12 protein-coding genes are annotated in these 15,394 nt (G+C 70.7%); 8 read left to right on the top strand and 4 right to left on the bottom strand.

The window, feature by feature from the left end:
* Positions 1-202: 202 nt before the first annotated feature.
* The 7 genes from IE244_RS21195 to IE244_RS21225 all read left to right on the top strand — a co-directional run bounded on the left by IE244_RS21195 (position 203) and on the right by IE244_RS21225 (position 6,962).
* On the top strand, positions 203-1,045 hold the full coding sequence (locus tag IE244_RS21195; RefSeq protein WP_191875126.1) for a M24 family metallopeptidase: 843 nt from the start codon (positions 203-205) through the stop codon (positions 1,043-1,045).
* A 32-nt stretch (positions 1,046-1,077) separates the two neighbouring features.
* The gene (locus IE244_RS21200; RefSeq protein ID WP_191875291.1) at positions 1,078-2,832 is read left to right on the top strand and encodes an SDR family oxidoreductase; all 1,755 of its coding nucleotides are present in this window, start codon (positions 1,078-1,080) and stop codon (positions 2,830-2,832) included.
* Between the two features lies 1 nt (position 2,833).
* Entirely contained in the window at positions 2,834-3,781 is a 948-nt protein-coding gene (locus tag IE244_RS21205) for a MerR family transcriptional regulator (protein WP_191875127.1), read from the top strand.
* 121 nt (positions 3,782-3,902) lie between these two features.
* Positions 3,903-4,487 (top strand): RNA 2'-phosphotransferase, encoded by a 585-nt coding sequence (locus tag IE244_RS21210; protein ID WP_191875128.1) that lies wholly within the window; start codon positions 3,903-3,905, stop codon positions 4,485-4,487.
* Positions 4,488-4,510: 23 nt separating this feature from the next.
* The gene (locus tag IE244_RS21215) at positions 4,511-4,981 is read left to right on the top strand and encodes a hypothetical protein (protein WP_191875129.1); all 471 of its coding nucleotides are present in this window, start codon (positions 4,511-4,513) and stop codon (positions 4,979-4,981) included.
* Positions 4,982-5,023: 42 nt separating this feature from the next.
* Positions 5,024-5,935, top strand: coding sequence for an LLM class flavin-dependent oxidoreductase (locus IE244_RS21220; RefSeq protein WP_191875130.1), 912 nt, complete (start codon positions 5,024-5,026; stop codon positions 5,933-5,935).
* Positions 5,936-6,074: 139 nt separating this feature from the next.
* On the top strand, positions 6,075-6,962 hold the full coding sequence (locus tag IE244_RS21225; protein WP_191875131.1) for a Cof-type HAD-IIB family hydrolase: 888 nt from the start codon (positions 6,075-6,077) through the stop codon (positions 6,960-6,962).
* Positions 6,963-7,073: 111 nt separating this feature from the next.
* On the opposite strand, the gene cydD is transcribed toward IE244_RS21225, so the two are convergent.
* Genes cydD through IE244_RS21240 form a run of 3 tightly spaced genes read right to left on the bottom strand, consistent with a single transcriptional unit; the run spans position 7,074 to position 13,360 of the window.
* The gene (gene cydD / locus IE244_RS21230; RefSeq protein ID WP_191875132.1) at positions 7,074-10,757 is read right to left on the bottom strand and encodes a thiol reductant ABC exporter subunit CydD; all 3,684 of its coding nucleotides are present in this window, start codon (positions 10,755-10,757) and stop codon (positions 7,074-7,076) included.
* A 59-nt stretch (positions 10,758-10,816) separates the two neighbouring features.
* Positions 10,817-11,836, bottom strand: a complete 1,020-nt coding sequence (gene cydB, locus IE244_RS21235) for a cytochrome d ubiquinol oxidase subunit II (protein WP_191875133.1) — start codon at positions 11,834-11,836, stop codon at positions 10,817-10,819.
* Positions 11,837-11,851: 15 nt separating this feature from the next.
* Positions 11,852-13,360: a cytochrome ubiquinol oxidase subunit I gene (locus IE244_RS21240; RefSeq protein ID WP_191875134.1), complete on the bottom strand. Its 1,509-nt coding sequence runs from the start codon at positions 13,358-13,360 to the stop codon at positions 11,852-11,854.
* A 207-nt stretch (positions 13,361-13,567) separates the two neighbouring features.
* On the opposite strand from IE244_RS21240, the gene IE244_RS21245 reads away from it, so the two are divergent.
* Positions 13,568-13,945 (top strand): cyclophilin-like fold protein, encoded by a 378-nt coding sequence (locus IE244_RS21245; RefSeq protein ID WP_191875135.1) that lies wholly within the window; start codon positions 13,568-13,570, stop codon positions 13,943-13,945.
* 12 nt (positions 13,946-13,957) lie between these two features.
* Here IE244_RS21245 and hisC read toward each other — a convergent pair whose 3' ends face one another.
* On the bottom strand, positions 13,958-15,037 hold the full coding sequence (gene hisC, locus IE244_RS21250) for a histidinol-phosphate transaminase (RefSeq protein WP_191875136.1): 1,080 nt from the start codon (positions 15,035-15,037) through the stop codon (positions 13,958-13,960).
* Positions 15,038-15,394: the final 357 nt, after the last annotated feature.

Raw genomic sequence — 15,394 nt, forward strand, 5'->3', positions numbered from 1 at the left:
CCCCAGGTATTACGGGGCCCTAGGGGACACCCTGCCCAAGGGTCACCGCGCGTTGTCCACAGGCCGCGGACCCGCCTATTGACGCCGCCTCTAACAACTGTCACATTCACCAGTGTCAAGTTACGGACACGTACGGCGGTCGACGCGACCCCGCGCCGAGTGGACGCGTGGGCGAGTCGGCGGCACGACGGGACGGGGCGGCATGACGACGGCAGTGAGCGGCGAACTCTCCGTGGAGCTCGAAGGGTTCAGGCGGGTGCAGCGCCTCGCCTACGCGTGCGCGGAGGCGGTCGCGGCGCGGCTGCGGCCGGGTGTGACCGAGCGTGAGGCGGCGCGGATGCAGCGGGAGTGGCTGCGCGAGCGCGGGGTGCGGGACTGGTTCCATCTGCCCTTCGCCTGGTTCGGCGACCGCACGGCGTTCGCGGGCTTCCGCATACCCCTGCAGTTCTTCCCCACCGACCGCGCCCTGGCACCCGGGATGCCGTTCATCCTGGACATGGCCCCGGTCTACGAGGGATACACGGCGGACATCGGCTACTCGGGCTCACTCGGCGTGAACCCGGTGCAGGACCGGCTGACGGCCGACCTGGAGGCGCACCGGGAGCTGATCCTGCGGGAGGTGCGCGAGCGGCGCCCGCTGCGCGAGATCTACGAGGACGTGGACCGGCTGATGGTCCGCCAGGGCTACGCCAACCGGCATCGCGCGTATCCCTTCGGGGTGATCGCCCACAAGGTGGACCGGGTGAAGCAGCGCCGCTTCTCCCCCCGCCTCTTCGGCTTCGGCACGCAGTCCCTGAAGGGGCTGGCCGCCGACGCGCTGCACGGCCACCGCGAGGGCTGGTCCCCGCTGTGGTCGCCGTACCGCTTCTCGGACCACCCGCCGCAGCCGGGCCTGTGGGCGGTCGAACCGCACCTCGGCTTCCGGGGCACGGGCGCGAAGTTCGAGGAGATCCTCGTGGTCACCGACTCGAAGGACCCCGGGGAGAGCGCCTTCTGGCTGGACGACGATCTGCCGCACGTGCGGCGCTGGGCGGAGGAGAAGTGACGGCGGACGGGACGGGAGAGGTGACGGCGGACGTGACGCTGAAGGGGGCGCGGGAGCGCCGGGTGGCGACCGGCGGGGTGGAGCTGTGCGTGGCCGAGCTGGGTGACCCCGGGCAGCCCACGGTGGTGCTGGTGCACGGCTACCCGGACAGCAAGGAGGTCTGGTCGGAGGTCGCCGTCCGCCTGGCCGACCGCTTCCACGTGGTCCTGTACGACGTCCGGGGCCACGGCCGCTCCACGGCGCCCGAGCCGCTGCGCGGCGGCTTCACCCTCGCCAAGCTCACGGACGACTTCCTCGCCGTCGTGGACGCGGTCAGCCCGGACCGCCCGGTGCACCTGGTGGGGCACGACTGGGGCTCCGTGCAGTCCTGGGAGTTCGTGACGGTCGGCCGTACCGAGGGCCGTATCGCCTCCTTCACGTCGATGTCCGGGCCGTCCCTGGACCACTTCGGGCACTGGATCAACGCGCGCGTGAAGCGTCCGACACCCCGCCGGGTGGGCCAGCTCCTCGGCCAGGGCGCCAAGTCCTGGTACGTGTACCTGCTGCACACACCGGTCCTGCCCGAGCTGGCCTGGCGGGGCCCGCTCGGCAGGCGCTGGCCGAAGATCCTCCAGCGGGTGGAGAAGGTCCCCGCCGGCGGCTATCCGACCGCCTCGCTGCCCTCCGACGCGGCACACGGCGCCTGGCTGTACCGCGACAACGTCCGCGCCCGACTGAGGCGGCCGCGCCCCGACGCCTACGCGCACGCGCCCGTGCAGCTCATCACGCCCCAGGGCGACGCGTTCCTCTCCGAGCGCCTCTACGACGACCTGGAGCAGTGGGTGCCGCAGCTGACCCGGCGCACGCTTCCGGCCAAGCACTGGATCCCGCGCACCCGGCCCGATCAGCTGGCCTCCTGGATCGAGGAGTTCGTCATGTCCGTGGAGGGCGGCCGTCCCGGGCCGAGGGCCACCGGCCGCCACGCCGACCGGTTCGGCGGCCAGTTGGTGCTGATCACCGGCGCGGGCAGCGGCATCGGCCGGGCCACGGCGTTCGCGTTCGCGGAGGCGGGCGCGCGCGTGGTGGCCGTCGACCGCGACGCCGAGGCCGCGCTCCGCACCGCCGAGCTGTCCCGGCTCGTCGGCGCCCGAGAGGCATGGGCGGAGACGGCCGACGTCTCCGACGAGCAGGCGATGGAGAAGCTCGCCGAGAAGGTGCACCGCGCGTACGGCGTGCTGGACGTGCTGGTCAACAACGCGGGCATCGGTCTGTCGGGATCGTTCTTCGCCACCACGTCCGACGACTGGCGCAGGGTCCTCGACGTGAACCTGTGGGGCGTGATCCACGGCTGCCGGCTCTTCGGCGGGCGGATGGCCGACCGCGGCCAGGGCGGCCACATCGTCAACATCGCCTCGGCGGCGGCCTTCCAGCCTTCCCGGGCCCTGCCCGCCTACAGCACGTCCAAGGCGGCGGTGCTGATGCTCTCCGAGTGCCTGCGCGCGGAACTCGCCGGTCAGGGCATCGGTGTGACGGCGATCTGTCCCGGCATCGTCAACACCGGCATCACCTCCACGGCCCGCTTCGCCGGTGTGGACGAGGCGGAGGAGCGCCGCCGCCGGAAGAGCTCGGCCCGCCTGTACGGCATGCGCAACTACCCGCCGGAGAAGGTGGCCGAGGCGATCCTGGACGCCGTGGTCCGGAACCGGGCGGTCGTCCCGGTGACCCCCGAGGCGCGCGGCGCGCACCTCATGTCCCGTTTCCTGCCAGGGGCGTTGCGACGGATCGCGCGGGTGGAGCCGAGGCTGTGACATGACCGATCCGCCACCACCGCGGACCTACCGCATCGAGGACCTCGCCCACCACACCGCCACCACGGTCCGGACCATCCGCGCCTACCAGGACCGCGGTCTGCTGCCCCGGCCCGAGCGCCGGGGGCGGGCCAACGTCTACTCCGAGGCGCATGTCACCCGGCTCCACCAGATCGCCCTTCTCCTCGACCGCGGGTACACGCTGGCCTCGATCAAGGAGTTGCTGGACGCCTGGGACACCGGCCGTGGCCTGGGCGGGGTGCTCGGTCTGGTCACCGAGGTGGACGGGCCGTGGACGGACGAGCGCCCCGACCGCGTCACCCGCGCCGAACTGGACGCCCGCTTCGGCGGCACGTCCGACGACGACGCCGTGGGCGAGGCGGTCGAACTCGGTGTGCTGGAGCGGGTCGACGGTGACCCCGACACGTTCCTCGTACCGAGCCCCCAAGAGCTCTCCGTGGCCGTGGAGTTGCACGCCGCCGGGGTTCCGCTGTCCGCGATCTCGGACCATCTGCGGGAGTTGAGAGGACAGGTCGAGCACATCGCCGCCCGCTTCCTGGAGTTCACCACCGAGTACGTCTTCGGGCGCTACCTGGACGATCCCGGACGACGCACGGACGCGCACGCGGCGGAGGCCGCCTCGCTCGTGCGCCGGCTGCGTCCGCTGGCCCAGCAGACGGTGGACGCCGAACTGGCGCGTGCCATGCGCTCCTTGGCGACCCGGCAGCTGCGCACGCGCCTGGGGGCGGAGCGGTCCGTGGAAGCACGATCCGGCGTACGATCCGTCTCGTTGCCCGCCCGGACGATCGACGCCGTGGAAGGGCTCGTTGGGCGCGCACATGTCTCCGAGTTCGTCGCACTGGCGGCCGAACGGGAGGTCATGGCCCGCGCGTTGAACGAGCTGGCCGCAGACGCCGTACTGGGGAACGAAGTTCGTGAATCACCTTAAAGCGTGCACCACTTGTCCACAGATTCACCAATTCCCCTGTGGATAACTCTTGTTGGTTGTGGATCAAACCTACGAACAAAAACAACCTGCGTGATCCGCGTCTCTCCCTCACGCTGGGCGTATGGACGGACGATACGCCAGACGGCACGACGGACGATACGACGAAAGACGCACCGTGAAGGTGTCGAAGTACCTCTCCAAACACCTGCGTCACCAGCCGGAACGGATCGGTCTCCGCCTGGACCCGGGCGGCTGGGTGGAGATCGACACGCTGATCGCCGCGGCCGCCGCCCACGGCTTCCGGTTCACCCGCGAGGAACTCGACCACGTGGTGGCCACCAACGACAAGCAGCGCTTCGCGATCGAGGGCACCAGGATCCGGGCCAGCCAGGGCCACAGCGTCGAGGTCGACCTCGGCCTGCCCCCGGCGACCCCGCCGGCGTACCTCTACCACGGGACCGTCGCCCGGAACCTGGACGCGATCCGTGCCGGCGGCCTCAGACCCATGAGCCGGCACGACGTCCACCTCTCGGCCGACCGGGAGACAGCCGGCCGGGTCGGCGCCCGCCGCGGCCGCCCCGTGGTGCTCACCGTCGACGCCGGCGCCATGCACCGCGACGGCCATGTGTTCCACGTCAGCGCCAACGGAGTCTGGCTGACGAAAGCCGTACCACCGCGCTACCTGCGCTTTCCAGGGCCCCGCTGAGACGGGGAGCCGGTCCACGGGCCATGATCAGTGGTATGGACCACTGGGACGAGCACCTGCCGACCACCGAGGCCGCCGTCACCGCGCTGCGCGCCCTCGCCGCCCACTACGCGCGCGAGATCGAGGTGACCCATGACATCGGCGCCGACCAGACCTCCCGCCGCAGCTCCGCGGCCATCGGCGCGACCACGGACCCCGACGGCTCCCTGCCCCATGAGGCGTACGTCGAGTTCGGCGGCGTACCGCGGGTGAGCGTGCGGCTCTACCCCGAGGACGACGCGCTGATCACGGTCGAGGGCGTCGAGTGCCCCGACATCCCGCGCGACGACGTGCCCGCCTTCCTCCGCTCCGTCTTCGGGGACCTCGCCCATGTCAGGGCGCGCCGCTTCCCGCCCGGCTACCGCCTCGTCGTCCCGCTGCCCGGCGACCGCACACACAAGGAGCACCTCCCGATGATCCTGCTCAGTCCGTGGCTGAGCAGCCGCGTTCGGTGACCGTTTGCTCCGTTCCCGACGGGCCCGCTTACCCTCGAACGCATGAGTCTGCGTCTGAGCACCGTGATCCTGCCCTACCGCCGCTGGAACGAAGGCGGTCGTTCGGCCTGGGTACGGGCCGAGCAGCTCGGCTTCCACACCGCGTACACCTACGACCACCTGTCCTGGCGCAGCTTCCGTGACGGGCCCTGGTTCGGCGCGGTCCCGACGCTGACCGCCGCCGCCGGTGTCACCGAGCGGCTGCGCCTCGGCACGCTGGTGACCTCACCGAACTTCCGGCACCCGGTGACCCTCGCCAAGGAGCTGATCTCCCTCGACGACATCTCCGGCGGCCGGATCACCCTGGGCATCGGCGCCGGCGGCACCGGTTTCGACGCGACGGCCCTGTTGAACAGCAGCGAGGAGCCGTGGAGTGCACGCGAGCGCGCGGACCGGCTCGCCGAGTTCGTGCCGCTGCTGGACCGGTTGCTCACCGAGGACGCGGTGACCCAGGAGGGACGCTTCTACTCGGCGCACGAGGCGCGGAACATCCCCGGCTGTGTGCAGCGGCCCCGGCTGCCGTTCGCGGTGGCGGCCACCGGCCCGCGCGGCCTCCGGCTCGCCGCACGGCACGGGCAGGCCTGGGTGACCACCGGCGACCCCAAGCTGTACGAGTCCGGCACCCCGGAGCAGTCCGTGGCGGCCCTGCGCGGGCAGATCGCCAAGCTGTCCGACGCCTGCGCGGACGCCGGGCGGGACATGGCCGGCCTGGACAAGATCCTGCTCACGGGCTTCACCCCGGACCGTGCCCGGCCGCTTCAGTCCCTGGACGCCTTCGTGGACTTCGCCGGCCGCCACCAGGAGCTGGGTTTCACCGAGCTCGTGATCCACTGGCCCATCCCCGACTCCGACTTCGCCGCGGACGAGAAGGTCTTCGAGCAGATCGCGATGGAGGGCCTGGCCCAGCTGGGCTGACGAGCGCCCGAACTGACGGACGAGGGAGCTGCCGGGTGTCTCGGCCGAGGTTTCCTGTGCTGACCAGCGCCCGCGCCGACGGGCGTTGAGCGTCATCTGTGTCTCATCTGTGCGCAGTCCCGCACGACCGTGCTGGCATATGCGCGAGAATGGCCGGGTGACCTCAGCGACCAGACAGCCCGGGACCCCGTCCGCCGCCGTACGGCCGCGGCTGATCGCCACCGACCTCGACGGAACGCTGCTGCGGGACGACAAGTCCGTCTCACCGCGCACGGTCGCCGCGTTGGCCGCCGCGGAGGAGGCGGGCATCGAGGTCTTCTTCGTCACCGGCCGCCCCGCCCGCTGGATGAACGTCGTCAGCGACCACGTTCACGGCCACGGCCTGGCGATCTGCGGCAACGGCGCCGCCGTGGTCGACCTGCACGGCGGCCCCGGCGCCCACCGCTTCGTGAAGGTGCGTGAACTGGCCCGCGAGAACGCCCTGGACGCCGTAGGGCTGCTGCGCGAGGCGGCACCCGGCACGGTGTTCGCGGTCGAGCAGACGTACGGCTTCCACCAGGAGCCGAACTACCCCAAGCTGCACCTGGAGATACCGGACAACCTCCTGCCGGCCGAGCAACTCCTCGCCCCCGACGGCCCGGACGCCGACCAGCCCGTCCTCAAGATCCTGGCCTACCACCCGGACCTCGACCCGGACGCCTTCCTCACCCTCGCCCGGCTCGCGATCGGCGACCGTGCCAACGTCACCCGGTCCAGCCCCAGCGCCCTGCTGGAACTGAGCGGCCCCGACGTCTCCAAGGCCAGCACGCTCGCGCTGTGCTGCGCCGAGCGCGGTATCTCGCACGAGGAGGTCGTCGCCTTCGGTGACATGCCCAACGACGTCGAGATGCTGACCTGGGCCGGCCACTCCTACGCGATGGGCAACGCCCACCCGGACGTCATCGCCGCCGCGTCGGGCCGTACGGTCGCCAACAACGAGGACGGCGTCGCGATCGTCATCGAGCAACTGCTGGCGGAAGGCTCCTGACCGCAGCGGCCACCGGCACGGTGGGAGCGACGGTGCGCCCGAGCCTGAGGGCCGGGGCGAGCGGCCACGCGCCGGTACCGGGCCGGAGTGCCGGTCACCCCACCGGGCCGGTCACCTCGCCCCGACCAGCGACTCCGCCTCCTTCTCCCGCCGGGCCAGCTCCCGCAGCGGCCCCTCCGCCGCGAGGAGCTCCGCGTACGTGCCCCGCTGCACCACCCGGCCCGCGTCGAGGACGATCACCTCGTCCACCGCTTCCAGCCCGGCGAGCCGGTGCGTGATCAGCAACGTCGTACGGCCCTGTGTGGCGGCCAGCAGATCGGCGGTCAGCGCGTCGGCCGTCGGCAGGTCCAGATGCTCGGCGGGCTCGTCGAGGACCAGGAGGGGGAAGTCGGCCAGCAGGACGCGGGCCAGCGCCAGCCGCTGCCGCTGACCGCCGGACAGCCGCGCTCCGTGCTCGCCGACGAGCGTGTCCAGTCCGTCGGGCAGCCCGTCCACCCAGTCCAGCAGCCGGGCCCGGTCCAGCGCCCGGCGCAGGTCGGCCTCGGTGGCGTCCTTCCTGGCCAGCAGCAGGTTCTCGCGTACCGAGCTGTCGAAGAGATGCGCGTCCTGCGCACACAGTCCGACGAGCCGCCGTACGTCGTCTCCCGCCAGCGCGTAGGCGTCCACGCCGGCGAGCGTGTACGAACCCTCCCGCGGGTCGAGGAAGCGCAGCAGCGCCTGGGCGAGAGTCGTCTTGCCGGAACCGGACGCCCCGACCACCGCGATCCGCCGCCCCCTTTCGAGGGTGAGGTCGAAGCGGTCCAGCGCTTCTTGCCGCTGCCCCTCGTACCGCGCGACCAGTCCCTTGACGACCAGCGGGAACGGCGACGCGGGCGCCTGCCGGGGCCGCTCGGGCTCGCAGACGGGCTCGGGGGCATCGAGCACCTCGTGCACACGCTCCGCGCTCCGGCACACCCGCTGTCGGTGGCGCACGGCGAGCGGCAGCCCCAGTACGGCCTCGAAGGCGGCCAGCGGCGTCAGGACGAGCACGGCCATCGCCACGCCGTGGAGCCGGTCCGCGGCCACCGCCTGGGCGCCGAGCAGCGCGGTCGCCGTGACGGTCAGGCCGGAGACCAGCGCGGTCAGTCCGTCGCCGAGCGCCGTCACCGCGGCGGCGCGCGAGGCGATCCGGGTGAGGGTGCCGTCGGCTCGCCGGGCCGCGTCCGTACGGGCGGGCAGCGCACCGGCGACGGTCAGCTCCGCGGTGCCGGTGAGCAGGTCGGTGACGCGGGTGGCGAGGGCGCCCCGGGCGGGGGCCAGCCGCCGCTCGCTCCGCCGGGCCACGGTCGCGGTGACGAGCGGGACGCCGACACCGGCCGCCGCGAGGCCCGCCGCGAGGGCGGCGCCGGCCTCGGGCAGCAGCCAGGCCGTGAAGCCGACGGAAGCAGCGGAGACGGCCAAGGCCACCGACACGGGCAGCAGCCAGCGCAGCCAGTAGTCCTGGAGCTCGTCCACGTCCGCGACCAGCCGGGTGAGCAGATCGCCCCGCCGGGCGGTGCGCAGGCCCGCGGGTGCGAGCCGCTCCAGCCGCCGGTACACGGCGACCCGGGTGTCGGCGAGCATCCGCAGCACGGCGTCGTGCGACACCAGCCGCTCGGCGTACCGGAAGACGGCCCGCCCGATCCCGAAGGCCCGCGTGGCCGTCACGGCCACCATCAGATACAGCACCGGCGGCTGCTGCGAGGCCCGCGAGATGAGCCACCCGGAGGTCGCCATCAACCCCACGGCGCTGCCGAGCGCCAGGCTCCCCAGCACGAGGGCGAGCCCCAGCCGTCCCCGCTGGAGTCCGGCAAACCCCCGCACCCGCGCGAGCACGCGCCGGGACCGCGCCACCGAGCTGTCCGCCACCCGACCGGCCCGAGACCCGGAGAACCCACTCCCCACCCCACCGAGTCCGGAGACCGACGGCGAACTTCCCAGCCCACCGGGTCCGGAGACCGACGGCGAACTTCCCAGCCCACCGGGTCCGGAGACCGAGGGCTCACTTTCCAGCCCGCCGAGCCGCGCTCCGGCCGATTCCTCCTCTGCCAGGCTCAGCCCCGTGCGGCCACCATCAAGCTCGACGCGGGGGTCCAGGGGGCGAAGGTCCGTGAAATCCTCAGCGCCGCACGGCCGCGGCACAGCCTCCGCGCCCTCCAGCCGCACCACCCGATCCGCCACCGACAGCAACGCCGGCCGATGCACGACAAGCAGCACCGTCCGCCCAGCGGCCAGCCTCCGCACGGCCGCCACGACGTCCGCCTCGGTCCGCCCGTCCAGCGCGGCCGTCGGCTCATCCAGCAACAGCACGGGACGGTCCGCGAGAAAGGCCCGCGCAAGGGCCAACCGCTGCCGCTGCCCCGCCGAAAGCCCGGCCCCGTCCTCCCCGAGCACGGTCTCCACCCCGTCGGGCAGCGCGTCCACGAACTCGAGCGCACCCGCGTCCCGCAGCGCCCGGCGCACGGCACGGTCGTCCGCGTCGGGCCGGGCCAACCGCACGTTCTCCGCGATGCTCCCGGCATACAGATGCGGCCGCTGCGGCACCCACGCGATCCGCGACCGCCACTCCTCCAGGTCGAGGTCCGCGAGATCCGCCCGCCCGATCCGCACCCGCCCCTCGCTGGGCCGGACGAACCCGAGCAGCACATTCAGCAGCGTCGACTTGCCCGCCCCGCTCGGTCCCACCAACGCGACCGTCTCACCGGGCTCTACGGAGAACGACGCGTCCGTCACCGCGGCCACGGAACGACCTGGGTAGCGGACGGTGACCCCCTCGAAGGCCACCGCACCCGCAGGCACCGCGCCGGCACCCGACGCCGGCACCGGCGTCTCCAGCACGCTGAAGATCTCCTCCGCCGCGGCAAGTCCCTCGGCCGCCGCGTGGTACTGCGCGCCGACCTGACGCAACGGAAGGTACGCCTCGGGCGCCAGCACCAGGATCACCAGGCCGACGTACAGATCCATGTCGCCGTGCACGAGCCGCATCCCGATCGTCACCGCGACCAGCGCCACCGACAGCGTGGCGAGCAACTCCAGCGCGAAGGAGGAGAGAAAGGCGATCCGCAGCGTCCGCAGGGTGGCCTGGCGGTACTCGCCGGTGATCCGCCGGATGGACTCGGCCTGCGCCTTGGCCCGCCCGAAGACCTTCAGCGTGGGCAGCCCGGCGACCACATCCAGGAAGTGCCCGGACAGCCGCGACAGCAGCCGCCACTGGCGGTCCATCCGGGACTGGGTGGCCCAGCCGATCAACATCATGAAGAGCGGGATGAGCGGCAGGGTGCCGACGATGATGGCCGCCGACACCCAGTCCTCGGTGACGATCCGCGCCAGTACCGCCACCGGCACGACCACGGCGAGCCCCAACTGCGGCAGATAGCGAGAGAAATAGTCGTCGAGGGCGTCGACCCCACGCGTGGCCAGCGTGACCAGCGAACCGGTGCGCTGCCCGGCCAGCCACCCGGGACCGAGTGCCGCCGCCCGGTCGAGAAGCCGTCCCCGCAGTTCGGACTTCACCGCCGCGCTCGCCCGGTGGGCGGCGAGTTCGGTGAGCCACGCGACGATCGACCGCCCCACAGCCACGGCCGCCAACAGCAGCAGGGGAGTACGCAGTCCGGCGACGGACTCCCCCTGCTGGAACGCTCCGACGACGACCTCGGCGATGAGCATCGCCTGGGCGATGACCAGCCCCGCGCCCACGGCTCCCAGGCCGACGACTGCCCCCAGGAAGAGCCGGGTGGCGCGGGCGTAGCGCAGTAGACGGGGATCGATTGGTTTCACGTGAAACGTGCCCTTCGGTCCAGAGGGTGTGTTTCACGTGAAACACACCCTCGGCGGACTCAGTGTGCGGCGCCGGCCGCAGCGTCGGGAGCGAGGTGCTGCGTGCCGATGCGCTTGCGGAACACCCAGTAGGTCCATCCCTGGTAGAGCAGCACCAGGGGGGTGGCGATGGCTGCCAGCCACGTCATGATCTTCAGGGTGTACCGGCTCGACGAGGCGTTGGTGACCGTCAGACTCCAGTCCCCGTCGAGCGTGGACGGCATGACATTCGGGAAGAGCGACAGGAACAGCATCGCCACGGCAGCCACGATGGTGACGCCGGACAGCGCGAACGCCCATCCCTCACGCCCGAACTGGTTGGCCACCAGCGCGGCCATGAGCGCGGCGACGGCCACGACAAGGGCCACCATGCTCTTGCCGTTCCCGCTGTGGGCCTGTGTCCACAGCAGGAAGCCGAGTGCCACGACGGTCGTGACGAGACCGACCCACAGGGCCAGCTTCCGTGCCCGCCCGCGGATGTCCCCGACGGTCTTGAGCGCGGTGAAGACCGCTCCATGGAAGGTGAACAGCGTGAGCGTCACCAGACCGCCGAGCAGCGCGTAGGGGGTGAACAGGTCCCAGACGCTGCCGACGTACTCGAAGTGCTGGTCGATCTTCACGCCCCACACGATGTTCCCGAAGGCCACGCCCCACAGGAACGCCGGGATCAGCGAGGTCCAGAAGATCGCGGTCTCCCAGTTGCGCTGCCAGTTCTCCTCGGGGCGCTTCGCCCGGTACTCGAAGGCGACGCCCCGGACGATGAGGCAGACGAGGATGACCAGCATCGGCAGGTAGAAGCCGGAGAAGAGGGTGGCGTACCACTCCGGGAACGCCGCGAAGGTGGCACCGCCGGCCGTGAGCAGCCACACCTCGTTGCCGTCCCAGACGGGCCCGATGGTGTTGATCAGCACCCGGCGCTCGGGCCGGTTGCGGGCCAGCAGTTTGGTGAGGACGCCGACTCCGAAGTCGAAGCCCTCCAGGAAGAAGTAGCCGGTCCACAGGACGGCGATCAGGACGAACCAGACGTCGTGAAGTTCCATGACGGTTCCCTCCGCCTAGTACGAGAAGGCCATCGGCTTGTCGGCGTCACGGGTGTCGCCGCCGATCTTCGTGGGCGGGTTGAGGTCGGCCTCGGTGAGCTCGGGCGGGCCGGCCTTGACGTACTTGGCGAGCAGTTTGACCTCGACCACGGCGAGGATCGCGTACAGCGTCGTGAAGACGATCATCGAGGTGAGGACCTCGCCCTGGGAGACACCGGGGGAGACCGCGTGCCGGGTCTGCAGGACGCCGTAGACGACCCACGGTTGTCGGCCCATCTCGGTGAAGATCCAGCCCCAGGAGTTGGCGATCAGCGGGAAGGCCAGGGTCCAGGTCGCGATGCGCCAGTACCAGGGCGTCAGCTTCGGGCTGAGCGCCTGGTTCTTGAACAGCACCAGATGCGGCACCTCGTCCTCGCCGACCCGCAGATGCTGCGGCAGCATGAACTTCTTGCGGGTCAGCCACAGACCGGCCAGGCCGATCGCGAAGGACGCCATGCCGAAGCCGATCATCCAGCGGAAGCCCCAGAAGGCGACCGGGATGTTGGGCCGGTAGTCGCCGGGGCCGAACTTCTGCTGCTCGGCTTTGTTGACGTCGTTGATACCGGGGACGTACGAGGTGAAGTCGTCGTTGGCGAGGAAGGACAGCAGGCCCGGGATCTCGATCGCGACGGTGTTGTGGCTCTTCTCCACATCGCCGTAGGCGAAGATCGAGAACGGCGCCGGCTTCTGACCGTCCCACAGCGCCTCAGCGGCCGCCATCTTCATCGGCTGCTGCTTGAACATGACCTTGCCGAGGGTGTCCCCGCTGATCGCGGTGAGCAGACCGGCGATGACCACCGTGATCAGGCCCAGCCGCAGCGAGGTCTTCATCTCGCGGATGTGCTTCTTGCGGGCCAGGTGGTAGGCGGCGATACCCACCATGAAGGCGCCGCCGGTCAGGAAGGCCGCGGACAGGGTGTGGAAGGCCTGGCTGAGCGCGGTGTTCTGGGTCAGCACGGCCCAGAAGTCGGTCAGCTCGGCGCGCCCCTTCGCCTTGTCGATCTTGTAGCCGACCGGGTGCTGCATCCAGGAGTTGGCGGCGAGGATGAAGTACGCCGACAGGATCGTGCCGATCGAGACCATCCATATGCAGGCCAGATGGATCTTCTTGGGGAGCTTGTCCCAGCCGAAGATCCACAGGCCGATGAAGGTGGACTCGAAGAAGAACGCGATCAGCGCCTCGAAGGCGAGCGGCGCTCCGAAGATGTCCCCGACGAAGCGCGAGTAGTCGGACCAGTTCATGCCGAACTGGAACTCCTGCACGATGCCGGTGACCACGCCCATGGCGATGTTGATCAGGAAGAGCTTGCCCCAGAACTTCGTCGCCCTGAGGTACTTCTCCTTCTCCGTGCGCACCCAGGCCGTCTGCAGCCCGGCCGTGAGGGCGGCCAGGGAGATGGTCAGCGGGACGAACAGGAAGTGGTAGACGGTGGTGATGCCGAACTGCCAGCGCGCCAGTGTCTCCGGCGCCAGAGCCAGGTCCACGTCGTCACTCTCCTTACTACGCCGTGTAAAGCGGCGGTTTGCCCTGCTTGTCGCGCACATACAGGACAATCGGGACGCGCTTGTGAACGCGTTCACATTCACAAGCCATTATGACGCACTGATTTTCGGCAACCAACGGGGGGTCCCCCCTTCGCCTTCACGTCAAGCCCTTGGCAGCGACTTCAACATCTTGTTGAATTGCGCGCCATGCAGATACGCATTTCATGGCCCGCGGGGAACGTCACCGCGAGCCTCGACGCAGACTCACCCACCGCGCAGGCCCTCGCCAAGGCACTACCGCTCACCTCCAGCGCCTGCACATGGGGCGAGGAGGTCTATTTCGACACAGGAGTCGCTGTTTCACGTGAAACGGACGCCCGGCAGGTCGTGGAGCCGGGCACCGTGGCCTTCTGGACGGACGGCGACGCGCTCGCCCTCCCCTACGGGCCCACGCCGATCTCGCGAGGCGACGAGTGCCGCCTCGCGAGCCCGTGCAATGTCCTCGGCAGCCTGGACGGGGACGCCGGCGTTCTGGCGACCGTACGAGACGGCGACCCCGTCCGTGTGGAACTGATCGACGACTGAGCCGACGCCGGACTACAGCTCCTTGCGGAACCCCTCCGCCGCCTTCAGGAAGATGTCGTTCGCCTCGGTCTCTCCGATCGTCACCCGCACACCCTCGCCCGGGAACGGCCGGATGACCACACCGTGCTGCTCACAGGCCTGCGCGAACGCGACCGTACGCTCCCCCAGCCGCAGCCAGACGAAGTTCGCCTGCGTCTCCGGCACCGTCCAGCCCTGGGCCCGCAGCGCGTCGACCACGCGCGTGCGCTCGCACACCAGCGAGCCGACCCGGCCGAGCAACTCGTCCTCGGCCCGCAGCGAGGCGATCGCCGCCTCCTGGGCGAGCTGGCTGACACCGAAGGGCACCGCCGTCTTGCGCAGCGCCGCTGCCACCGGCTCATGGGCGATCGCGAAACCGACGCGCAGCCCGGCGAGGCCGTAGGCCTTGGAGAAGGTGCGCAGCACACAGACGTTGGGACGGTTCCGGTACAGCTCGACGCCGTCGGGCACCTCGGGGTCCCGGATGAACTCCCGGTAGGCCTCGTCCAGCACCACCAGGACATCGCTGGGCACCCGGTCGAGGAACCGCTCCAGCTCGGCCCGCCGCACCACCGTGCCGGTCGGGTTGTTGGGGTTGCAGACGAAGATCAGACGCGTCCGGTCGGTGATGGCGTCCGCCATCGCGTCCAGGTCGTGCACCTCGTCGGGCGTGAGCGGCACCCGCACCGATCGGGCACCGCTGATCTGCGTGATGATCGGGTACGCCTCGAAGGAGCGCCAGGCGTAGATCACCTCGTCGCCGGGACCGCTGGTGGCCTGGATGAGTTGCTGGGCGACGCCCACCGAACCGGTGCCGGTGGCCAGGTGGGAGAGCGGCACACCGAACCGGTCCGACAGCTCGTCCATCAGCCCCGTGCACGCCATGTCCGGATAGCGGTTGAAGTTGCAGGCGGCGGCCGTCACGCTCTCCATCACACCCGGCAGCGGCGGATAGGGGTTCTCGTTGGAGGACAGCTTGTAGGCGACCTGCCCGCCGGCCGCGGCGGGCTTGCCCGGCTTGTAGGTGGGAATCCCCTCCAGCTCGGCGCGCAGCTTGGGGCTCGTCTCGCTCACCGCAGTCCTCCTCGCGATCACCGGCGGACCGTCGACGCCGCCGGCTTCCAATACTCCTCACCTTATGAGGATTCGGCCTCGGTGCGTACAGGTGCGGGCCGCCAATACGCGAACCACATCCGCCCCGCCGCCCTCACCGGCATCACCGTACGAAGGCGTACGTTTCAGGGGGCGCGCCATACATATATCTATGCGCCGGTGGCTCGCGCCGTGGCGCGCATCCCCCGTGCAGGTGAGTTGAGACCTCTTCGAGACATCGGGCACTTGGCAGGCCCATGCGCGTCAACACGTCACGTCCTACCGCTGTATCGTTTAACTGCCTTTGTTTTCAAGGCAGTTGAGTACTGTTGACCATGC

The organism is Streptomyces filipinensis (genome assembly GCF_014649495.1).
Classification (GTDB): Bacteria; Actinomycetota; Actinomycetes; order Streptomycetales; family Streptomycetaceae; genus Streptomyces; species Streptomyces filipinensis.